We start from the raw sequence: 20,765 nt of genomic DNA, 5'->3' as shown, positions 1-20,765 counted from the left end.
ACCGGCCCCGCTAGGCTGCGGGCGTGCCGACGTACTCGATCGGGCAGGCCGCGGGTCTGCTGGGCGTGAGCGCCGAGACCGTGCGCCGCTGGGCCGACGGCGGGCGGCTGCCCACGCACCGCGCCTGCGACGGGGTCCGCCGCGTCGACGGGGCGGCGCTCGCCGCCTTCGCCAAGGAGCGGGCCGCCGCCGGCCCCGCACGTCCGGCCACGGCGGGAGGCCCGGCGGCCACCTCCGTACGGAACTCATCGTCACCGCCGTACGGCTCGACCCGGTGGCGGCCCAGGTGGAGATCCAGGCCGGCCCGCACCGGGTGGTGTCCGTGGTGACGCGGGAGTCGGTGGAGGCGTTCGGGATCGCGGTCGGGGTCAGCGTCATCGCCCGCGTGAAGTCCACCGAGGTGCACCTCGACGCGCCCCGGCGGGCCGGGCCCGCGAGCGGCCCGGGCAGCGGTTAGCCGGGCGTCGCCGCCCGGGGCGGCAGGCAGCGCAGGGCCGCGTACAGGTCCAGCTTGTGGTCCAGCCGGGACAGGTCGCGGCCCGTCAGCGCCTCCACCCGCTCGATGCGGTAGTGCACCGTGTTGACGTGCAGGTGGAGCGCCTCCGCCGTGCGGGTCCAGGAGCAGTTGTGGGCGAGGAAGACCTCCAGCGTCTCGCGCAGCATCCCGTCCCCGAGCGGCCCCAGCGTCCGCATCGCGTACACCTCGCGGACCTCGGCCGGGACCCCCGCCAACAGCAGGTGCAGGGTGTCGAGTTCCTCCACCCCGCGCACCGCTTCGGACCCGTCCGCCGCACCGTCCGGCCCCGCCGTCGCCGACGCGGCCGTCGCCGACGCGGCCGTCGCCGTCAGGGCGAAGCGCGCTTGGAGCAGCGAGGTGCGCAGCCCCTCCGCCCCCGCCGCGCCCGACACCCGCGCCCCCGCGCCGAGCCGCAGGTCGGCCTCCGGGCCGCCGCACGCCCGGATCCGCTGCCACACCGCGCGCAGCCGGGCCACCGTGTCGCCGGGCGCGTCCGCCCCGGGCCCGGATCCCGCGTCGTCGGGGCCCTCGTACAGGACCGCGGCCGAGCGGCCCACCGCGAAGGGGACGTCCTCCAGGTGGCGCAGCGCCTCCTCCAGCGCATCGCCGTCCGTGGCCGCGAGCACCCGGTACGCGTGCGGGCCGGCCGGCGGGAGCCCCGCCGCGGCCAGTGCCTCCTCCAGCGCCCCCGGTTCGGGCGCCGGCCCCTCCGCGTCCAGCAGGGCGACCAGCTCCTGGCCGGCCGCCCGCTCCGCGGCGGCGCGGCGCGCGTGGCCGTCGCGGTAGCGGGCGAGGACCTCGGCCATCTCGTGCAGGACCCGCGGGGGCGCGGCGTCCGCGTCCGGCAGGTGCAGCCACCAGGCGTCGTACGGGGAGCTGTCGGCCTCGACGCGGAGGGTGATCCCCTCCCGGCCGACCCCGACCCCGACCCCCACCCCGACACCGACGCCGACCCCGGCCGCGAACCCGACCGCACCCGTACCCCCGCCCCCGCCCCCGCGCTGCGCCGGTATCGCGGGCGCGGACGGCGTACGGGCGACGGTGCGGCCGCTCGCGGTCAGCAGGTAGCAGTCGACCCGGCCCAGGTGGGCGCAGGCCCGGTCCAGCAGTTCGGCCGGTCCGGCCCCGCTCTCCAGCAGCCGGCTGAGCTCGGCCCGTACGTTCTCGGGCAGGGCGAAGAGCCGGTTCGGGCGGCGGCTCAGGTCGCCCCACTGGCGCAGGTACACCGCCTCGGTGACGGCGCGGAAGCTGGTACGCGCGGGCACGGCAACGACGGGCACGCGGTGGGCGCGGCAGGCGTCCACCAGAGCCGAGGGCACCCGCCCGTGGGTCTCCTCGCCGGCCAGCAGCGCAGTGGCCCCGGCCTTGGCGAGGGCGGCGACGAAACGATCCGCCTTGGCCAGGTCGCCGTCCGCCCACCACACCAGTCCGCTGAGCACGAGCTCGCCCGGGCCGAGGAAGCGGCCCGGCTCCTCCAGATCGGTCGCGGTGACCCCGCTGATCTCCTGGCCGAGAAGCGCGTCCTCGCCCCAGAGCAGCGTGAGGCCGAGGGTGTCGGACTGGAGCAGGTCGAGGACGAGCACGGCGGGGGACTCCTTGCTATGGGCGGTAACCCTGGCAACCCACATTCGCGAGGCGAATACGAGAGAAGCCATCGTAAATGCAAGGAGACCACGCTGACCCGGCTCTTGGTCGTTCACCCAGGGCAAAGCCTCCGGCGCCTGCTCGTTTCCGTGGCCGGCACCAGTCGTCCCGCCCCGCCCCTCCGCAGCCGACGCCCGCGTCAGCCTGCTCGGCGACGGCACGTACGACATCGCGGTCGGCACGGCCGAGTTCGGCAACGGAACCACCACCGTCCACGGCAGATCACCGCGGGCACCCTGAACACCACGGCCGACCGGATCACGGTCCGCCAGTCCGACACCGACGTGGTCCGCCACGACACCGGCGCCTTCGGCGCGGCGGGCACGGTCGTCGCGGGCAAAGCGGTGCTGCTCGCCGCGACGTCCCTCGCGGAGCGGCTGAGGACCCTGGCGGCCCGCCACACCGGTGTCGCCCGCCGCCTGTGCACGCTCTCGGCGGAGGCCTTCGACTGCGCGGGCCGCCTCGTCACCCTCAAGGAGCTGTACGAGGCCGCGCACGCCCGGGGCATGGCCGACGAGCTCGCCGCCGACGGGCACTGGGGCGGCTCCCCGCGCTCGGTGGCCTTCAACGCCCAGTGGTTCCGGATCGCGGTCGACCGCTGTTCGAGACGGTACGGGTGGACGAGCGCGGGCAGGTGACCACGGCCGCGTTCCGCCGCTACCGGCTCCCGCAGTGCGCGGACGTCCCGCGGACCGAGGTGCACTTCAGGGAGACCTCGGACGCGATCGGGCCGCTGGGCGCGAAGTCGATGAGCGAGAGCCCGTTCAACCCGGTGGCGCCGGCCTTCGCGAACGCGCTGCGGGATGCGACTGGGATCCGCTTCACGCAGACCCCGATGACACGTGACCTCGTACGGCAGGAAATCCACCGAAGGCGGACCGAAAGCGGAGGGGTGACGATGGATGTCCGGAAGGTGCAAGGAGGAACTGACCAAGAATGCACTATCTGCGAGTCATAGCAGGCGCTCAACCTCGCAGATGAGGTTCCGGAATCAGCCGTCCCGGGCATCATGGGCCCATGGCCGAACTCATGCTGCACCTGCACGGAGAACTGGACCACCCGGCGATCCTGAGCGTCGCCGACCTGCGCGGGTGGGCGCGGCACCGGGCCGAGGTCACCTTCGACTGCGCGACGAACGGTCCGCAGCACCACGTGTTCGAGGGCGCGCTGCTGCGCGAGGTGGTCGCGGACGCCGGCCCGTCCTTCGACGCCCGGCGGCGCAAGGACCGCTCCCGGTTCCTGCTGGCGGTGAGCGGCGGGGACGGGCACCACAGCGTCCTGTCCTGGGCCGAGCTCGACGCGGACTTCGGCGACAGCCCGGTGCTGCTGGCGACCCGCCTCGACGGGGAGGAGCTCGACGAGGCGGGCGCGCAGCTGGTGGTGCCGGCGGACCGGTGCGGGGCGCGGTACGTCAGCGCCGTCACGCAGGTGTGGTTCGGCGCGCTCGCACCGCCGAGCCCGGCCGGTTGGGCGTGTCCGTTCAGGCGGTCGCCAGGGAGATCTCCGTCGCCTTGATGAGCGCGACGACGGAGGACCCGGCGGACAGGCCGAGCGCCTCGGCGGCGTCCTTGGTGATGGCAGCCGTCAACCCGGCCCCGTTCACGTCCACCTTGACCGAGGCCATGGCGCCGCCGGTGGAGACGTCGGCGACGGTCCCGGACAGCTGGTTGCGGATGCTGATCCCCTCGACGGCGGCGGTGGCCAGCGCCACCTCGGTCGCCTTGACCAGCGCCTTGACGGCGGAGCCGGCGGCAAGGCCGAGGTCCTTGGCGGCGTCGGTGGTGATGGCGGCGGTGAGGTCCTGGCCGCCCTCCAGCCGGACCTTGACCGTGGTCATGGCCTCGCCGGAGGTGACGGAGCTGACGGTGCCGGCGATCTGGTTGCGGATGCTCAGGCTGCCCACGGGGCTATACCTCCGTCATCTTGGGCATGTCGCCGGCCGTCGTCGACATGTCGATGACCGCGAAGGCCGCACCCTGCTGGTCCGTCAGCGCGGCGAAGCGGCCGAACGGGCTGTCCATCGGCCCGAAGTGGAGCTGCCCGCCGAGCTTCTTCGCCTTCGCCACGGCCTCGTCGCAGTCCGGGACCGCGAAGTAGATCTGGATGTACGAGGGGATCTCCGCCGGGAACTCCTCGCCCATGTTCATCCGGCCCAGCACCGGCCGGTCGGCGCCGCCGAGGTGGTAGATCCGGTAGTCCATCCCGGCCGCCTCGGGGCTGTCGCCCATGTCCATCTGCTGGGCGCCGTACGGGAAGACCCGCGGGAGGAAGGCGTCCGCCTTGCCCACGTCGCGGCTGAAGACCTCCGCCCAGGCGAAGGCCCCGTTCTCGCCGACCTTCTCGAAGCCCTTGTGGTCGCCCGGCTGCCAGACGCCGAAGACCGCGCCGCTCGGCTCCTTGGCGATCACCATGGTGCCGAACGAGCCGACCTGCATCGGGCCCATCATCACCTCGCCGCCCGCCGACCTGATCTTCTCCGCGGTGGCCGTCGCGTCGTTCGACGCGAAGTACAGACACCACTGCGACGGGGCGTCGGCGCCGGGCATCGGCGGCACGACCGCCGCCACGGCCTTGCCGTCGGAGTAGGCCTGCGTGTAGTTGCCGTACTCTCCGGCGGCCTCGCCGAAGGTCCAGCCCAGCACCTCCCCGTAGAAGGACTTGGCCGCTTCCACGTCCTTGAACATCGCGTCCGTCCAGCAGGGCGTGCCTTCCGGGAACTCAGCCATGATCGATCGACTCCTGTGTCGTGTCGTGAGGTCGTGCGTGACTCGTGTTCCGGTTCCGGGTTCTCACGCTAGGACCGCGGTGTGCCTCGCGCGCGGGGAACGCGCCCACGCGAGAGGCTGGGTCCATGGACATCACGATGCGCCTCGCCCAGCAGCCGGAGGCCGACGAGCTGCTCGGCCGCAGTCCCCTCGCCGCGCTCGTCGGGATGCTGCTGGACCAGCAGGTGCCGATGGAGTGGGCGTTCTCCGGTCCGTACACCATCGCCCGGCGGATGGGGGCGGACGACCTGGACGCGCACGCCATCGCCGCCCAGGACCCCGAGGCCTTCGCGGCGCTGCTCTCGCAGAAGCCGGCGGTGCACCGCTACCCGGGGTCGATGGCGAAGCGGGTGCAGCAGCTGTGCGCGTACCTGGTGGAGCACTACGACGGGGACGCGGAAGGCATCTGGCGCGGGGTGGAGAGCGGTGCGGAGCTGCTGGGGCGGCTCAGGGAACTGCCCGGCTTCGGCGAGCAGAAGGCGCAGATCTTCCTGGCGCTGCTGGGCAAGCAGCTCGGCGTGCGCCCGAAGGGCTGGCGCGAGGCGGCCGGCGGCTACGGGGAGGCGAACGTGTACCGGTCGGCGGCGGACATCACGGGGCCGGAGTCCCTCGCCAAGGTGCGGGCGCACAAGCAGGAGATGAAGGCGGCGGCGAAGGCCGAGAAGGCTGCCAAGGGCGGGAAGTGACCGTTCCGGCCGTGCCGGATTGACCGGGAATCCGGGCCCCTGATTGACCCCTGCGGCCGGTCAACCCCGCCCGTAGGTTGGTGGTCATGAACGAGATGACGCAGCCGAACGAGACGCAGCCGAACGAGGTCCTCACCCGCGCCGCCACCGCCGAGACGATCACCGACGGTCCCGGCAGCACCATCACCCTGCTGACCGACACCGCCGAGCTCACCTGCAACACCGCCACCTTCGAGGAGGGCGCGTCCGGCGCCCCGGTGCACTTCCACACCAAGGCGACCGAGTTCTTCCACGTCGTCTCCGGCCGGCTCGACGTGCTCGTCGGCGATGAGGTCAAGACGCTGACCGCGGGCGACTTCCTCTCGGTTCCGGCCGGCGTGAAGCACGCCTTCGCCCCCTCGCCGGGCCACACCGCCGAGGTCTTCGTCGGGTTCACGCCCGGCATGGGCCGCTTCGACTACTACCGGCTGCTGGGCCGGGTCCGCGCCGGCGAGGCCACGGTGCAGGACATCATCGACAGCCAGCCCGTGTACGACAACCACTACGCGGAGAGCGAGGCCTGGGCCGGGCGCCTGCGCAGCGCCGAGGCGTAGACCTCGTCCGCGTCCAGCCGCCGCAGCTCCTCCGCGAGCAGCTCGGCCAGGCTGCGGATCTTCAGGGCCACCGTGCGGTCCGGGCTGCCCGGCAGGATCAGGGCGGCCAGGGCCCCGTCGGGGCGGTCGACCCGGATCGGGCCCTGCGGGGTGTCCAGCCGGACCCCGGTGACCACCGGCCCGGCCGTGGCCACCCGTTCGACCGGCACCCCCAGCCGGTCCTCCAGCCAGCGCGCCAGCAGCTCGGCGCTCGGGTTGTCCGGCTCGCTCTCCACCGCCCCGCCGGTCACCGGCAGCGGCTTCTGGTCCATCGCGGCCGCCAGCAGCGAGCGCCAGGGCGTCAGCCGCGTCCAGGCCAGGTCGGTGTCGCCGGGCGCGTACACCGCCGCCCGCCCGTCCAGGGCGGCCACCGGGTCCGCGGCCGCCTCGGCGTCCGTGATCCGCCGCTGCGCGAGCGCGCCCAGCGGGTCCCGGGCCGGATCGGCCGGGGCGTCGGCCGGCCACCAGGCCACCACCGGGGCGTCCGGCACCAGCAGCGGGAGGACCACCGAGCCCGCCTGGCCGGTCAGCGCCCCGTGCAGGCGCAGCACCACGATCTCCCCCGTCCCGGCGTCCGAGCCGACGCGCAGCTCGGCGTCCAGCCGGGTCTGGCGCAGCTTGTGCGGGCCGCGGGCGGTGCGGTTGATCACCACGATGATGCGGCACGGGTGTTCGCGCGAGGCCTCCGTCGCCGCGCGGATCGCGTCGTACGCGTTCTCCTCGTCGGTGGCGATGACGAGCGTCAGCACGAGGCCGCTGGTGGGGCTGCCGATCGCGCGCCGCGCTTCGAGCAGGGCCCGGTCGACCTTGCCGGAGGTGGTGTCGGTGAGTTCGGTCCGCATGCCCCGAAGTCTGTCAGCGCGGGCCCGGCCGGCGTCACCCGGCCGCGGATCCCGGCCCGCAATCCGTCACCTGCATCCACCGCAGACCCGTACGTGCGTCACCTGCGCCGCTTGGCCGTACCGAAGAGGGAGCGCGAGATCTCCCGGCCCAGCTGGGTCCCGACCGAGCGGGCCAGTGAGCGGAACAGCCCGCTCCCCACCACCTGCTGAGTGAGCGACGGCTCCTGCCGGGGCGCGCCGCGGTGTGCCTTGGCCGCCTCCCGGGCCGCCTCCTTGGCCTGCTTCTCGGCCTGTTTCGCGGCCTCCTCCTCGGCCGCCGCGGCCTCCGCCGCCGCCTCGGCGGCCGCCTGCTCGGCGCTGATCCTCTCGTACGCCGACTCGCGGTCGACCGGCTCCGCGTAACGCGGCCACAGCGGCGAGGACTTCACCGCACGGTCCAGCTCCGCCGCACCGACCGGGCCCATCAGCGACTGCGGGGCGCGCAGCCGGGTCGCCGCGACCGGGGTCGGGGCGCCCCTCTCGCTGAGCACGGTGACCACCGCCTCGCCGGTGCCCAGCTGCATCAGGAGCTCCTCGAGGTCGTACTCCGAGTTCGGGAAGGTCTTCACGGTGGCCTTCAGCGCCTTGGCGTCGTCGGGGGTGAAGGCGCGCAGCGCGTGCTGGACCCGGTTGCCGAGCTGGGCGAGGACGTCCGCCGGGACGTCCTTGGGCGTCTGCGTCACGAGGAAGACGCCGATGCCCTTGGAGCGGATGAGCCGGACGGTCTGGGTGATGGACTGCAGGAACGCCTTCGAGGCCCCGTTGAAGAGCAGGTGCGCCTCGTCGAAGAAGAAGACGAGCTTGGGCCGGTCCAGGTCGCCGACCTCCGGCAGATCGGTGTACAGGTCGGCGAGGAGCCACATCAGGAAGGTGGAGAAGAGCTGCGGCTTGTCCTGGACCGCCGGCAGCTCCAGCACGGAGACCACCCCGCGTCCGTCCGCGGCGGTCCGCAGCAACTCGCCCGTGTCGAAGTCGGGCTCGCCGAAGAACGCGCCGGCGCCCTGCTGTTCGAACGCGGTGAGCGCGCGCAGGATCACCCCCGCGGTGACGGTCGAAAGCCCCCCGATGCCCTTCAGTTCGGCCTTGCCCTCGTCGGAGACGAGGAAGGCGACGACCGCCCGCAGGTCCTTGAGGTCGATCAGCTCCAGGCCCTTGGCGTCGGCGTAGTGGAAGATCAGGCCGAGCGACTGCTCCTGCGTCTGGTTGAGCTGCAGCACCTTCGACATCAGGACGGGGCCGAAGCCGGTGACGGTCGCCCGCAGCGGGATTCCCGGCCCGATCCCGCCGAGCGAGTAGAACTCGGCGGGGGCTCCGGCGGCCTGCCAGTCCTGGCCGACCTCGGCGGCGCGCTGCGCGGTCCTGCCGTTCGCCGCGCCCGGCGCCGAGATGCCCGAGACGTCCCCCTTGATGTCGGCGAGGAACACCGGCACGCCGTGCGCGGAGAGCTGTTCGGCGATGAGCTGGAGGGTCTTGGTCTTGCCGGTGCCCGTGGCGCCCGCGACCAGCCCGTGCCGGTTGAGCATCGAGAGCGGGATGCGGATCCGGCGGTCCGGCAGACAGGCCCCTTCCCAGAGGAGGGCGCCCAGTTCGAGCGCGGGGCCGGTGGAGGCGTACCCGGCGGCGATCCGGTCGGCGGCCGGGGAGGCGGGGGACCCCGAAGGGGCTGAAGGCGCCGAAGGCGCCGACGGCGCCGGGTCGGTGCTCTCGCTCATAGAACTCTCCCGATTGAGACCCCTATGCCACTTTTGCACCGACCGGGCAAGGCTGCGCCCGCAGCCACCGGCCCGGTAGGCTTTCCGTGTGATCTTCAAGCGCATCGGAAACGGGCGGCCGTACCCCGACCACGGCAGGGAAACCACCCGGCAGTGGGCGGATGTCGCCCCGCGCCCGGTCCGGCTCGACCAGTTGGTGACGACCAAGGGGCAGCTGGACCTCGAGACGCTGCTCGCCGAGGACTCCACCTTCTACGGGGACCTCTTCGCCCACGTCGTGAAGTGGCAGGGCGACCTGTACCTGGAGGACGGGCTGCACCGCGCCGTGCGCGCGGCCCTCCAGCAGCGCCAGGTGCTGCACGCGCGCGTCCTCGAAATGGACTGACGCACCGCCTCGCGACCCTCGCGACGCCCCGCGTCCCCGGACCGGCGAGCGGATGCCGCCGGTCACTTCTTCGGTTCCCGATTCGCGTGAATTGCGCCTTTCGGGTCGGTCTTGCCGTATCAACAGATCATCCGGTGGGCAACCGCAGCGGCCGGTATTACGCTGCGCCCATGAGCATGCTCACTCCCCCCGGCATGGGCGGAAAGTACCGCGTGACGGGAGCGGCGTACCCCCGCATGAGCCGTCCGCGCCGCCGCCGCCGGATCGTCTTCACCCTGCTCGGCGCAGTCCTCGGTCTCGCCGTGCTCGGCTACGGATCGCTGCAGCTCATCCACGTGTTCCGCGGCGAGGGCGGCAGCGCGAAACAGGGCGGCGCCACGGCCGCGAAGCACTGCCCGAGCAATGGGCCCAAGCCGGTTGCCGCGCCCGCGAGCGCCGCTGCAGTCGCCCTCCCGCAGCCCGGCGAGATCACCGTCAACGTCTACAACGCCACGCAGCGCGCGGGGCTGGCGAAGGCCGTCGGCGACGAGCTGAAGAAGCGCGGCTTCGCCATCGGCCACGTCGGCAACGCCCCCGCCGACTTCGACAAGAAGGTCCCCGGGACGGGGCTACTGGTGGGCTCGGCCAAGACCGACAAGGCCGCGTACGCCGTGCTCGGCACGCAGATCGAGGGCGACTCGCAGCAGAACGACGCCCGCGAGGGCGCCGACATCGACCTGATCCTCGGCGACGCCTTCAAGGACCTGAGCCCGAAGGAGGCCGCCGACAAGGAGCTGGCCCTCCTGGCCCACCCCCAGCCGGTGCCGGCCGCCTCCTGCTGACCTCGCTGCCGCCGCCCGCGTACGGCGGCAGCGCGTCGCTCCGCCCTACTCGGCGGAGCCGTACATGCGGTCGCCCGCGTCGCCCAGGCCCGGGACGATGTAGCCGTGCTCGTTGAGCCGCTCGTCCACCGCGGCCGTCACGACCGTCACCGGCGTGCCCGCGAGCTCGCGCTCCATGACCTCGACGCCCTCCGGCGCGGCCAGCAGCACCACGGCCGTGACGTCGTCGGCGCCGCGCTTGATCAGCTCCTGGATCGCCGCGACCAGCGTGCCACCCGTGGCCAGCATCGGGTCGACGACGTAGACCTGGCGCCCGGAGAGGTCCTCGGGCATGCGCGTCGCGTACGTGGAGGCCTCCAGGGTCTCCTCGTTGCGGACCATGCCGAGGAAGCCCACCTCGGCGGTCGGCAGCAGCCGCACCATGCCGTCGAGCATGCCCAGGCCGGCGCGCAGGATCGGCACCACCAGCGGGCGCGGGTGCGACAGCTTCACACCGGTGGTCGCCGCGACCGGGGTCTCGATGTCGGACTGCTCGGTGCGCACGTCCCGGGTGGCCTCGTACGCGAGGAGCGTCACCAGCTCGTCGGCGAGCCGACGGAAGGTGGCGGAGTCGGTGCGCTTGTCGCGCAGGGTGGTCAGTTTGTGCGCCACCAACGGGTGATCGACGACCTGCAAACGCACAACATCCTCCAAGGCTCAAGAGTCGGGTTTCGACCTGCGACCTGCAAAAACGGCCGCACGGTTTCGCGACCCACAGCCAAAAGGCTACGCGGTGCACGCACCCCGGTGCGCCGAACGCCCGGGATGCGGCCCGGGATGCGGCCCGCCCCGCGGCCCAGCACCCTGGACGGGTGAGCACCGCACCTGTGATCGCGGCCGTGGACGGATCCGAGCACAGCCTGCGGGCCCTGGAGTGGGCCCGCAGCGCGGCGCTCCGGCACGACACGGGCCTCGTCGTGGCCCACGTCCTGCCCGACAGCGCCCAGCTGTACGCGGGCCGCCGCACCGCCCTGGCCGACCCGGCGGCCCCGCAGGAGTACCCCGACCCGGTCGCGGACCGGATCCGGGCCGTGCTCGACGAGGCCCCCGAACTGCCGGACGAGGTGCGCTACGAGGCCTTGGAGGGCTCCGTTCCGGAGGCGCTGCGGGTGATCGGGGCCGAGGCCCGGATGCTGGTGATGGGCTCGCGCGGGCGCGGCGGCTTCACCGCCCTGCTGCTCGGCTCCAACAGCCGCGCCGTGGCCGCGACGGCGCCGTGCCCGGTGGTGGTCGTCCCGCACGCGGAGCGCGACGCGGGTGGCGCGGGTGGCACGGCCTCGGCGCCCGGGCCGTCCGCCGGACGGGTGGTCCTCGGCCTGCACGCCGCCGAGACCCCCGACGACGTCCTGGCCTTCGCCTTCGCCGAGGCCGCCGCACGGGGGACCACCGTCCAGGTGGTCTCGGCGTACGCCATCCCGCCGGCGCCCGTCGTCATGGTCGACTCCCCCTTCGCCGTCCTCACGCCCGAGGGGCTCGCGGACGAGGCGGACGCCGTCCCGGCCGAACGGGAGATGCTGCGCGCCCAGACGGAGCGGCTGCAGCCGCTGCGGGCCCGGTGGCCGCAGGTCCGGGTCGAGCAGGCCGCCGTGCCCGGGGACGCGGCGGGCCGCCTCGTGGACGCCTCCCGGTCGGCGGCCCTGGTCGTGGTGGGCCGCCACCACCCGCGCCGCAGCGTCCGGGGGCTGGCGATCGGCTCGGTCGCCCACGCGGTCCTGCACCACGCGCACGGCCCGGTGGCCGTGGTGCCCGCCCTCTCGGACGACGCCTGACCTGCGAAGGGGTGGCATCAAACCGGCCGTCCGAGGGAAGGTGGGGTGCGGGGGTGTACGACCGGACCAGCCTGGGGTGGTGCCGATGCCCGAGACGCAGCCGAGCCGAGACGACGGCGAGGACGCGGCGCCGGAGACTGCGGCGCAGCGCAGAGCGCGCCGTGCGCAGTTCCTGCGCGACCTGATGGAAGCGCGCGCCCTGCGCGACCGGGTCCAACCCCGCCGCGCCCGCGCAGCCCGCATGCGCCAACAAATGCGCATGCGCACCTTCCGCTGGTAACCCGCCCCATCACGTCCGGCCCCTGGTCCAGCACCCCAAAATCCCGCCCGCCTCGCCACCACCCTGCAACCGAGGGCCCGCCCCCGGCCTGCCAGCGCCTGCAACGGGGGCCCGCCAATCCGGCCCCGCCGGCGTTTGAGGCGCGGGGTCCGGGGCGGAGCCCCAGAAGCCCAGCCGGCTCCGCCGCCACCTGAGCCGGGGGTCCATCCCAGCCCCGCCGGCGTTTGAGGCGCGGGGTTTGGGGCGGCGCCCCAAGGAACCCGGCTCCGCCGGGCACCGGGCCCCGCCCGGACCCTCCCCCAGACTTCGTCCGGGGGACCCCCACTCAAACGCCGGCGAGGCTGGATTTGCCGGACCCGGCTTCGAAGCGGGCGGCACGGCCGGATGGGCCGGGCCGCCGGACCCGTCGGCGGCGGAGCCGCGTGGCCGGGGTCCGCCAAAGGGGCCCGGGCCGCACGGGTGGCGGCGGGGCGGGGCCCGGCCGTCCGCGGGGCGGGCTCCGCAGGCCCCGTACAGGCCCCCGGCCGGGTCGGTTCCGGCCGCGCAGCGACACGGCACGGCACGACGCAAGCGCGGAAGACCTCTCGCAAAGCCGCTGTTTCTGCCACGATGCCGATTGGGCGGGGCACGAACGGCGAGCAGCACAGCCGTTCCAACCCTCCCCACCTCCGGCCGGGGGGACCTCCAACCGGCACGCCTATGACCAGTGGGAGAGTCACGGTGTACTTCGCCGCACTGCTCGCGCGCACCGAAGACGGGTGGGAAGCGAGCGACATGGAACTCGACGATGTCGAGTCCCTCAGTGATCTGATCGATCTCGCCCGTGCCGCCGCTGTCGACGACGACACGGTGGTCGCCCTCATCGAGCAGGAGGACGCCTGGTTCGGCGTCGTCCGCGTGGACGGCGAGGAGGACCCGCGGTACTTCGTCTCGAACGCCTCCGCGGCCGCCCGCAGCTCCTACGGCTCGATGCTGACCGACGAGCTGCTGGGCAGCGACGAGGAGGAGGACGAACTCGACGAACTGGACCTGGACGGCACCGAGGACGGCGAGGAGGAGTCGATCGCCGCGTTCGCCGATGCCGACGACGAAGACGTTGCCGACCACGAGACCGGGCCGGGCGGCGCGGAGCGGGTGCCGGCCGGCCCGCTCGGCGACCCCCGTCTGCTGGACGACCTCGGGGTGAGCCACAAGCAGCTGATGACCCTCGACGGTGAGGCCCTCTCGGAGATCGCCGATTCGCTCGGCGCCACCGAGGTGCTGGAGGCCGTCCGCTAGTGATCACCGCGCACCACCCCACGCACGGCCCCGATCCCGTACGGGACCCGTGGCGGGACTCCATGCGCCTGGCGCTCCGGGAGGCCGCCCGGGCGGTGCCGGCCGGCGACGTGCCGGTCGGCGCCGTCGTGCTGGGCCCGGACGGGGAGCTGCTCGCCACCGGGCACAACGAGCGGGAGGCCACGGGCGACCCGACGGCGCACGCCGAGGTGCTGGCGCTGCGCCGCGCGGCCGCCCGGCTCGGGGAATGGCGGCTTCCGGGGTGCACCCTCGTGGTGACCCTGGAGCCGTGCGTGATGTGCGCGGGCGCGCTCGTGCAGGCGCGCGTGGCCCGGGTGGTCTACGGCGCCGCGGACGAGAAGGCGGGCGCCGCGGGGTCGCTGTGGGACCTCGTACGGGACCGCAGGCTCAACCACCGGCCGGAGGTGATCCGGGGCGTGCTCGCCGAGGAGTGCGCGCAGCAGCTGACGGAGTTCTTCCGCGCCCTCTGACACGGCCGCGGATCAACGATTTCATCGGATGCCGATCCATAGGCTAGGATCCATCTCGGTAGTGTGTCCGAGTGGCCGAAGGAGCTCGCCTCGAAAGCGAGTATGGGGCAACCCATCGGGGGTTCAAATCCCTCCACTACCGCTTCGACCGAGAGCCCCGACCCGCAAGGGTCGGGGCTCTCGGCGGTTTTCGGGCCGGCACGGCAGCCCCGCCCCGCAAGCCCGCCCGCAGGCCCGCGCCACCCCCGCGCGTACTCCGCCCCGGTGAGCACAGACGGGCCACGGCGTGACCGGCCGCCCGCCCGGGCCGTTGTCACGGCATGACCAAGACCCAGCGCATGCTCGCCGCCCTCGCCCTCGCGGGGGCCGCCGCGGGCCTCGCCGCACCCGCCGCGTCCGCCGCCCCCGCAGCCCAGATCACCCTGCCGGACCTGCCGCAGGCCGCCCCGGGCATGCCGGAGGGCGCGATGCCCGGCTCCGCCCAGGACGTCGTCAAGCAGCTCGGCCCTCTGAACCAGCTCAACGACCTGCCGAACCACCTGGACCCCGTCGTCGCCCCGCTGGCCCCGGTCGTGGGCCTGCTCGGCGCCATCCAGTAGGCGTCCGGCAGCAGCGCGGGGCACGCAAAAGGCCCCGACCGGGGTCGGGGCCCTTCAGCACGGTGCGGGGGAAGCGGCCGTCGGGGGGACACGCCGCTTCCCCCCGACGAGGACGGGCCCGCAAGCCCGAGCCGCAGTCAGGGGGAAGCGCGGCTCGGACCCCGCAGTGAGGCCCGGTCCCTCACCCTCCGGTTTCCTGTTCCATCCTGCGCCGCCCGGGACCGGGCGCCCAGCGGCGAAGGACCTGTGGCTCCGGGTCGTTGGTCCTTAAAGGTCCGGTGAGTGTCCGAACACGACCGGTTAGACTCACCCGACTTCGCAGGACCGGTTGGGGGAGGCCGACGCCGCTCATGGAGACCAAGAAGATGATCACGGGAGGGCTCGTGGTGTTCGTGCTCTTCGTGATCATCACCCAGCCGGTCAAGGCTGCCGAGATCGTCCGAATAGGCTTCCAGGGCATCTCGGACGCGGCCCACGGCATCGGCGCGTTCATGACCGAACTGGTGCGCTGAACCCGTTCACTGATGCGGTTTCCGGACTGACCGGCCCCCCACTCCGACGGGTGGGGGGTTTTGTGTTCCCGGCCTTCGTGGCGCCTTCATGCAAAACACCCCATTATGCCCAACTTGCCCTCAACACGGCGATATACGGTGCTTGCACACAGTGCACATCTCTTGTGATGCTATGACCGCTTTTAACGGATGAGTGGGATGAGTTGACATGAAGGGGTGGCGTGACGTGCCGGCCAGTACTGCGCCTCAGGTGCCACCCCAGCAGGACCCCCCGCACGGCCCGGGGCAGGGCACCGCCCCGCACACGCCCGCCCCGCACACGCCCGCGCCACACGGGCCCACCTCACACGCGCCCGCGCACACCACCCCGCGCGCGCCCCAGCCGGACGCCCCCGTCCCGCTCCAACAAGACTCCCCCGAGGAGCCCCCGGCGGCCCCGAGACCGCAGAGCCGGGGCGCGGACACCCGGGCCCTCACCCAGGTCCTGTTCGGCCAGCTGAAGGGCCTGCAGCCGGGCAGCAGCGAGCACGCGCGGGTGCGCGGGGCCCTCATCGAGGCCAACCTCCCGCTCGTGCGCTACGCGGCCGCCCGCTTCCGCAGCCGCAACGAGCCCATGGAGGACGTGGTCCAGGTCGGCACCATCGGCCTGATCAACGCGATCGACCGGTTCGACCCGGACCGCGGCGTGCAGTTCCCCACCTTCGCCATGCCGACCGTCGTGGGCGAGATCAAGCGGTACTTCCGCGACAACGTCCGCACCGTGCACGTGCCGCGCCGGCTGCACGAGCTGTGGGTCCAGGTCAACGCGGCCACCGAGGACCTGACCACCCTGCACGGACGCACCCCCACCACGCCCGAGATCGCCGAGCGGCTGCGGATCAGCGAGGAGGAGGTGCTGTCCTGCATCGAGGCGGGGCGCAGCTACCACGCGACCTCCCTGGAGGCCGCCCAGGAGGGCGACGGCCTGCCCGGGCTGCTGGACCGGCTCGGCTACGAGGACCCCGAGCTGGCGGGGGTCGAGCACCGCGACCTCGTACGCCACCTCCTCGTGCAACTGCCCGAGCGCGAACAGCGGATCCTCCTGCTGCGGTACTACAGCAATCTGACGCAGTCGCAGATCAGCGCGGAGCTCGGGGTCTCCCAGATGCACGTGTCGCGCCTGCTCGCCCGCAGCTTCGCCCGACTCCGATCCGCAAACAGGATCGAGGCGTAACCGGATCGGGTGGAGATCCGTGGCGCGTTTCCCGACAGATCCGGCTGATTCCGCTCTATCGCTGCAGTTATATGTCGACTTGGCGCTACAGCGTGTTGCCGACATGTGACATTCTGCAGAAACCGCGTTTGCAGCAGCCCCGACGCCGGTATTCAGGTGGAGGCTGCGTTCGTCCGACGGACGCGCCGTACGCGACCGTCCGCGACCTCAAGGGGGTGGCATGTCCGAAGACCAGGGCAGCTCCAAGGTGCTCACGCTCGTCAAGAGCGAGGCGCCCACGGCACCCGCGGCACCAGACCGCTCGGAAGCCATCGACACCCGCACCCTCTCCCGCTCCCTCTTCCAGCGACTCGCCGCCCTGGACGCGGACAGCCCCGAACGGGCGTACGTACGCGACACCCTGATCGAGCTGAACCTGCCTCTGGTCCGGTACGCAGCCGCCCGCTTCCGCAGCCGCAACGAGCCGATGGAGGACATCGTCCAGGTCGGCACGATCGGCCTGATCAAGGCCATCGACCGGTTCGACTGCGAACGCGGCGTCGAGTTCCCGACGTTCGCGATGCCGACGGTCGTGGGCGAGATCAAACGCTTCTTCAGGGACACCTCCTGGTCCGTGCGCGTCCCGCGCCGCCTCCAGGAGCTGCGCCTGGCGCTCACCAAGGCCAGCGACGAGCTCGCCCAGAAGCTCGACCGCTCGCCGACGGTGCCCGAACTGGCCGCCGTGCTCGGCGTGTCGGAGGAGGACGTGGTCGACGGCCTGGCCGTGGGCAACGCCTACACCGCCTCCTCGCTCGACTCGCCCTCACCGGAGGACGAGGGCGGCGACGGCTCGCTCGCGGACCGCCTCGGCTACGAGGACAGCGCGCTGGAGGGCGTCGAGTACCGCGAGTCGCTGAAGCCGCTGCTGGCCAAGCTCCCGGCCCGCGAGCGGCAGATCATCATGCTGCGATTTTTCGCCAACATGACGCAGTCGCAGATCGGCGAGGAGGTCGGCATCTCGCAGATGCACGTCTCCCGGCTGCTGACGCGCACGCTGGCGCAGCTGCGGGTCGGCCTGATCGGCGAATAGGTCCGGGCCCGGGGCCTGGCCCCTCCGGTTCGTCCGGCGGCCCGTCGGCAGGGTTCCCATTTGACGTCGTGTCAGCAACACTGCGGCGATGCGAACGGGACTCCGCCGCAGGGCCGCCCTGCTCACCCTGCCCCTGTGCACGGCCGCCGCATGCCTGTCCCTGACCGGCTGCGGCGGTCCGGCGCCGGGCGGCTATGCGGCCGCGGGCGCGGTGGCCGCCGGCCCCGAGCGGCGCGCCGGCGACAACGTGCCCCCGCAGGCACCGGTGGAGTTCCAGCAGCTCGGCGGCCCGTCCGCGACGGGCGGGTCCCCTTCTTCCGCCGGTACGACGCCCGGTACCCCGGATGCGCAGACCTCCGCAGGCTCCGCCGGGAGCGCAGCCATGGCGCCCCCGCCCGGTGGCACGGCAGCAGGCCCGGCCACCCCACAGGACAGCGGACCCGCCACCCCACCCGGCACACCCGCCACCCCCGGCACACCGACACCGCCCGGCGGCTCCGGAGGCAGCGGCGGCCCCGGATCAGGAACCGGAACAGGAACCGGAACCACACCCCCGCCGCCGTCCACCCCGGCGAAGCTGACGCTGAGCACGCCGACCCGCACCCCGGCCCCGGACCGCTGGTGCGAGCGCGTGACGGTGGCGTTCACCAACACCGGCACCACCGCGGCCCGTTCGGGCACGGTCACCTTCGAGACGCACGTCATCGGCGCCCTCGGCATCGACTGGGCCACGATCACCACGGCTCAGCCCCTCCCGGCACCGCTGCCCGGCGGCGCGACGCGGTCGCAGACCTACACCGTCTGCGTCGAGTCCTGGCGGGTCCCGCTCGGCATGCACGTGGAGACCCGCAAGGTCACCGCCGCCTGGAGCTGAACCCTCCGGCGCCCGCCTAGCGCAGGACCACCATCCAGATGGCGATGCCGAACATCGCGGCCAGCGCGATCGCAACGGCGACCCGGGCGCCCGCCTTGTTGCCCTCGGGCTGCTTCCGCCGGGATCCGGGCGTTCCGGCCTCCGGGCGGGCCGGGGCGGCCTCCTCGACGAAGGCGCGGAACATCTGGGTGCTTCCGGCCGGGTCGTAGGAGTCGTCAGGGCCCGGGGAGTTGTGGTTCGAAGCCATGGCCAGGACCCTAGCGGGTTTTCCGATTCCTTTACCGCCTCTCCCCCATGATTCATTTGCCTGTAGCAACCATCCGCTTCTATGGTTGCCCTAAGCAACAAGATGGGGGGAGAGCTCGATGCCCACGGCGAGCACGGTGGACGCACAAGGCGCGCACGACGCGCTGGACGGGCCGGACCGGCCGGACGCGCTGGACGCGCTGGATGCGCCGGATGCGCCGGATGCGCTGGCCGAGGCGGACGCACCGGCCCCGGTGGCCATCCGGCCGCCCACCCGCTACGAGGAGCTGGCCCGCCAGCTCACCGGCATCGGCGCGGTCAAGCGCGACCTCGCCCGCCTCCTCCCCGCGGACTGCCCGCCCGCCGCGGGCGCCGTCATGACGCTGCTCGACCGCCACGGCGAGATGCGGCTCGGCCGGCTCGCCGACCTCATGGCCATCGACATCTCCGTGACCAGTCGGCACGTCGCGCACCTGGTCGACCGCAGCTGGATCACCCGCGACGCCGACCCGGGCGACGGCCGCTGCCGCATCCTGCGGCTCACCCCCGCCGGCCGGGCGCTCCTGGCCGAGATCGGCACCCGCCACACCGGCGCGCTGGAACGGGCCCTCGCCGACTGGTCCGCCCACGACATCGACGTACTCAACACCCTGCTGGCCCGGCTCCGGTCGAGCTTCCAGCTTCCAGACAAAGGACCCGCATGACCACCACCACACCGTCCGGTGTGCGGGGAGGCGCCCCGTCGCAGACCTCGTCCGACCACGCGCCCGCGCACGCGCCCATGACCCATCCGCAGATCATGAAAGCGCTGTCCGGGCTGATGCTCGGCATGTTCGTGGCGATCCTGTCGTCCACGATCGTCTCCAACGCCCTCCCCCAGATCATCAGCGACCTCGGCGGCACGCAGTCCTCGTACACCTGGGTCGTCACCGCCGCCCTGCTGTCGATGACGGCGGCGACCCCGCTGTGGGGCAAGCTGTCCGACCTCTTCAGCAAGAAGCTGCTGGTCCAGCTGGCCCTGGTCGTCTACGTCCTCGGCTCCGTCGTCGCCGGCCTGTCGCAGAACACCGGCATGCTCATCGCCTGCCGCGTGGTCCAGGGCATCGGCGTCGGCGGCCTGTCCGCCCTCGCCCAGATCGTGATGGCCGCCATGATCTCCCCGCGCGAGCGCGGCCGGTACAGCGGCTACCTCGGCGCGGTCTTCGCCGTCGCCACCGTCGGCGGCCCGCTGCTCGGCGGCGTCATCACCGACACCGAGTGGCTCGGCTGGCGCTGGTGCTTCTACGTCGGCGTCCCGTTCGCGGTCATCGCCCTGATCGTGCTGCAGAAGACGCTCCGCCTCCCGGTGGTCCGCCGCGACGTCAAGGTCGACTGGCTCGGCGCCTTCCTGATCAGCGGCGCCGTCTCGCTGCTGCTGATTTGGGTCACCCAGGCCGGCGACTCCTACGACTGGATCTCCTGGACGACCCTGGCCATGACCGGCGGCGCCGTCGTGCTCGGCCTGCTCTTCCTGCTCGTCGAGTCCCGGGCGAGCGACCCGATCATCCCGCTGCGCCTGTTCCGCAACAAGACCATCGCCCTCGCCTCGGCCGCCTCGCTGTTCGTCGGCATCGCGATGTTCTCGGGCACGGTGTTTTTCAGCCAGTTCTTCCAGTTGGCCCGCGGCGAGTCCCCCACGATGTCCGGAATCCTCACGATTCCGATGATCGGCGGGCTCTTCGTCTCCTCCACCGTTTCCGGTCAGGTGATCACCAAGACCGGCAGGTGGAAGGCCTGGCTCGTCTCCGGCGGCGTCCTGCTGACGGCCGGCCTCGGACTGCTGGGCACCCTGCGGTACGACACCCCGTACTGGCACATCGCCCTCTACATGGCGCTGACCGGGCTCGGCCTCGGCATGATGATGCAGAACCTGGTGCTCGCCACCCAGAACCAGGTGGCCCCCGAAGACCTCGGCGCGGCCAGCTCGGTCGTCACCTTCTTCCGCTCGCTCGGCGGCGCCATGGGCGTTTCGGCGCTCGGCGCGGTCATGGCCCACCGGGTCACCCACTACGTGAAGGAGGGGCTGGCCGGGCTCGGCCCGAAGGCCGCGGCCATGGGCCACGGCGGCACCGCCGGCGGCGGGATCCCCGACCTCGACAGGCTGCCGGCGCCGCTGCGCGAGCTGATCGAGTCGGCGTACGGGCACGGCGTCGGCGACGTCTTCCTGTACGCGGCCCCCGCGGCGCTCCTCGGGCTCGTCCTGGTGGTGTTCATCAAGGAGGTCGCGCTGCAGTCGAAGCCGGCGGTGCACGCCCCGGCCGCCTCCTCGCAGGAGTAGGCCCGCCGCGGCCGCGGAGCCGGACCGGCGCCGAC

The 20,765-nt window shown here is 73.0% G+C and carries 23 protein-coding genes, 1 tRNA gene and 2 pseudogenes; 19 read left to right on the top strand and 7 right to left on the bottom strand.

What is annotated here, in order from left to right; all coding sequences use genetic code 11:
- Nucleotides 1-23: 23 nt before the first annotated feature.
- Nucleotides 24-457 (top strand): annotated as a pseudogene (locus AB0F11_RS10200) (helix-turn-helix domain-containing protein).
- Here AB0F11_RS10200 and AB0F11_RS10195 read toward each other — a convergent pair.
- Nucleotides 454-2,100: a helix-turn-helix domain-containing protein gene (locus AB0F11_RS10195; RefSeq protein WP_362170338.1), complete on the bottom strand. Its 1,647-nt coding sequence runs from the start codon at nucleotides 2,098-2,100 to the stop codon at nucleotides 454-456. The pseudogene AB0F11_RS10200 and the gene AB0F11_RS10195 overlap by 4 nt on opposite strands.
- A 187-nt stretch (nucleotides 2,101-2,287) precedes the next feature.
- On the opposite strand from AB0F11_RS10195, the pseudogene AB0F11_RS10190 reads away from it, so the two are divergent.
- Together AB0F11_RS10190 and AB0F11_RS10185 are read left to right on the top strand one after the other, a co-directional pair.
- Nucleotides 2,288-3,119, top strand: a pseudogene (locus AB0F11_RS10190) (molybdopterin cofactor-binding domain-containing protein); the annotation flags it as partial.
- Between the two features lie 59 nt (nucleotides 3,120-3,178).
- Nucleotides 3,179-3,676: a molybdopterin-dependent oxidoreductase gene (locus AB0F11_RS10185; protein WP_362170336.1), complete on the top strand. Its 498-nt coding sequence runs from the start codon at nucleotides 3,179-3,181 to the stop codon at nucleotides 3,674-3,676.
- On the opposite strand, the gene AB0F11_RS10180 is transcribed toward AB0F11_RS10185, so the two are convergent.
- A complete protein-coding gene (locus tag AB0F11_RS10180) occupies nucleotides 3,642-4,064 on the bottom strand; it encodes a TOBE domain-containing protein (RefSeq protein WP_362170334.1) in 423 nt (140 codons plus the stop codon). The genes AB0F11_RS10185 and AB0F11_RS10180 overlap by 35 nt on opposite strands.
- 4 nt (nucleotides 4,065-4,068) lie before the next feature.
- Nucleotides 4,069-4,887 carry a VOC family protein gene (locus tag AB0F11_RS10175; protein ID WP_362170332.1) on the bottom strand — a complete coding sequence of 273 codons (819 nt, stop codon included), beginning with the start codon at nucleotides 4,885-4,887 and terminating at the stop codon, nucleotides 4,069-4,071.
- Between the two features lie 125 nt (nucleotides 4,888-5,012).
- On the opposite strand from AB0F11_RS10175, the gene AB0F11_RS10170 reads away from it, so the two are divergent.
- Nucleotides 5,013-5,612, top strand: coding sequence for an HhH-GPD-type base excision DNA repair protein (locus tag AB0F11_RS10170; RefSeq protein ID WP_362170330.1), 600 nt, complete (start codon nucleotides 5,013-5,015; stop codon nucleotides 5,610-5,612).
- A 95-nt stretch (nucleotides 5,613-5,707) separates the two neighbouring features.
- Nucleotides 5,708-6,205: a cupin domain-containing protein gene (locus tag AB0F11_RS10165; protein ID WP_362170466.1), complete on the top strand. Its 498-nt coding sequence runs from the start codon at nucleotides 5,708-5,710 to the stop codon at nucleotides 6,203-6,205.
- On the opposite strand, the gene opcA is transcribed toward AB0F11_RS10165, so the two are convergent.
- The gene (gene opcA, locus AB0F11_RS10160) at nucleotides 6,154-7,086 is read right to left on the bottom strand and encodes a glucose-6-phosphate dehydrogenase assembly protein OpcA (RefSeq protein ID WP_362170328.1); all 933 of its coding nucleotides are present in this window, start codon (nucleotides 7,084-7,086) and stop codon (nucleotides 6,154-6,156) included. The genes AB0F11_RS10165 and opcA overlap by 52 nt on opposite strands.
- A 98-nt stretch (nucleotides 7,087-7,184) precedes the next feature.
- A complete protein-coding gene (locus tag AB0F11_RS10155) occupies nucleotides 7,185-8,837 on the bottom strand; it encodes a helicase HerA-like domain-containing protein (protein ID WP_362170326.1) in 1,653 nt (550 codons plus the stop codon).
- Nucleotides 8,838-8,925: 88 nt separating this feature from the next.
- On the opposite strand from AB0F11_RS10155, the gene AB0F11_RS10150 reads away from it, so the two are divergent.
- A complete protein-coding gene (locus AB0F11_RS10150) occupies nucleotides 8,926-9,222 on the top strand; it encodes a type II toxin-antitoxin system VapB family antitoxin (RefSeq protein ID WP_114058229.1) in 297 nt (98 codons plus the stop codon).
- Between the two features lie 170 nt (nucleotides 9,223-9,392).
- Nucleotides 9,393-10,043 (top strand): LytR C-terminal domain-containing protein, encoded by a 651-nt coding sequence (locus AB0F11_RS10145; protein ID WP_362170324.1) that lies wholly within the window; start codon nucleotides 9,393-9,395, stop codon nucleotides 10,041-10,043.
- A 45-nt stretch (nucleotides 10,044-10,088) separates the two neighbouring features.
- Here the strand turns inward: AB0F11_RS10145 and upp are convergent, their stop codons facing one another.
- A complete protein-coding gene (upp, locus tag AB0F11_RS10140; RefSeq protein WP_362170322.1) occupies nucleotides 10,089-10,724 on the bottom strand; it encodes a uracil phosphoribosyltransferase in 636 nt (211 codons plus the stop codon).
- Between the two features lie 170 nt (nucleotides 10,725-10,894).
- Here upp and AB0F11_RS10135 point away from each other — a divergent pair, with 170 nt between their 5' ends.
- The 10 genes from AB0F11_RS10135 (at nucleotide 10,895) to AB0F11_RS10090 (ending at nucleotide 18,167) form a co-directional block, all read left to right on the top strand.
- Nucleotides 10,895-11,851: a universal stress protein gene (locus AB0F11_RS10135; protein ID WP_362170320.1), complete on the top strand. Its 957-nt coding sequence runs from the start codon at nucleotides 10,895-10,897 to the stop codon at nucleotides 11,849-11,851.
- A gap of 85 nt (nucleotides 11,852-11,936) precedes the next feature.
- Entirely contained in the window at nucleotides 11,937-12,131 is a 195-nt protein-coding gene (locus AB0F11_RS10130; RefSeq protein ID WP_361910398.1) for a hypothetical protein, read from the top strand.
- A gap of 720 nt (nucleotides 12,132-12,851) precedes the next feature.
- Complete coding sequence (locus tag AB0F11_RS10125; protein WP_362170464.1) at nucleotides 12,852-13,409, top strand: hypothetical protein; 558 nt, start codon at nucleotides 12,852-12,854, stop codon at nucleotides 13,407-13,409.
- Between the two features lie 62 nt (nucleotides 13,410-13,471).
- Nucleotides 13,472-13,900 carry a tRNA adenosine(34) deaminase TadA gene (tadA, locus tag AB0F11_RS10120; RefSeq protein WP_362170462.1) on the top strand — a complete coding sequence of 143 codons (429 nt, stop codon included), beginning with the start codon at nucleotides 13,472-13,474 and terminating at the stop codon, nucleotides 13,898-13,900.
- Nucleotides 13,901-13,957: 57 nt separating this feature from the next.
- Nucleotides 13,958-14,042, top strand: a tRNA-Ser gene (locus tag AB0F11_RS10115).
- Between the two features lie 178 nt (nucleotides 14,043-14,220).
- On the top strand, nucleotides 14,221-14,499 hold the full coding sequence (locus AB0F11_RS10110; RefSeq protein ID WP_362170317.1) for a hypothetical protein: 279 nt from the start codon (nucleotides 14,221-14,223) through the stop codon (nucleotides 14,497-14,499).
- Between the two features lie 350 nt (nucleotides 14,500-14,849).
- Entirely contained in the window at nucleotides 14,850-15,011 is a 162-nt protein-coding gene (locus AB0F11_RS10105; RefSeq protein ID WP_362170315.1) for a hypothetical protein, read from the top strand.
- Nucleotides 15,012-15,237: 226 nt separating this feature from the next.
- On the top strand, nucleotides 15,238-16,224 hold the full coding sequence (locus AB0F11_RS10100; protein WP_362170313.1) for an RNA polymerase sigma factor SigF: 987 nt from the start codon (nucleotides 15,238-15,240) through the stop codon (nucleotides 16,222-16,224).
- 220 nt (nucleotides 16,225-16,444) lie between these two features.
- Entirely contained in the window at nucleotides 16,445-17,293 is an 849-nt protein-coding gene (locus tag AB0F11_RS10095) for an RNA polymerase sigma factor SigF (RefSeq protein WP_361903542.1), read from the top strand.
- An 88-nt stretch (nucleotides 17,294-17,381) separates the two neighbouring features.
- Nucleotides 17,382-18,167, top strand: coding sequence for a hypothetical protein (locus AB0F11_RS10090; protein WP_362170311.1), 786 nt, complete (start codon nucleotides 17,382-17,384; stop codon nucleotides 18,165-18,167).
- Between the two features lie 16 nt (nucleotides 18,168-18,183).
- Here AB0F11_RS10090 and AB0F11_RS10085 read toward each other — a convergent pair whose 3' ends face one another.
- Complete coding sequence (locus AB0F11_RS10085) at nucleotides 18,184-18,414, bottom strand: hypothetical protein (RefSeq protein WP_362170309.1); 231 nt, start codon at nucleotides 18,412-18,414, stop codon at nucleotides 18,184-18,186.
- A gap of 253 nt (nucleotides 18,415-18,667) precedes the next feature.
- Between AB0F11_RS10085 and AB0F11_RS10080 the strand changes: the two genes are divergently transcribed.
- Complete coding sequence (locus AB0F11_RS10080) at nucleotides 18,668-19,117, top strand: MarR family transcriptional regulator (protein ID WP_362170460.1); 450 nt, start codon at nucleotides 18,668-18,670, stop codon at nucleotides 19,115-19,117.
- Nucleotides 19,114-20,730: an MDR family MFS transporter gene (locus AB0F11_RS10075; RefSeq protein ID WP_362170307.1), complete on the top strand. Its 1,617-nt coding sequence runs from the start codon at nucleotides 19,114-19,116 to the stop codon at nucleotides 20,728-20,730. Before AB0F11_RS10080 ends, AB0F11_RS10075 begins: the two co-directional genes overlap by 4 nt.
- Nucleotides 20,731-20,765 lie beyond the last annotated feature (35 nt).

This window comes from Streptomyces sp. NPDC032472, assembly GCF_040636955.1.
GTDB lineage: Bacteria > Actinomycetota > Actinomycetes > Streptomycetales > Streptomycetaceae > Streptomyces.
Note: the sequence above shows the minus strand (reverse complement) of the source record. Positions and strands in the feature narration are given on the sequence as shown.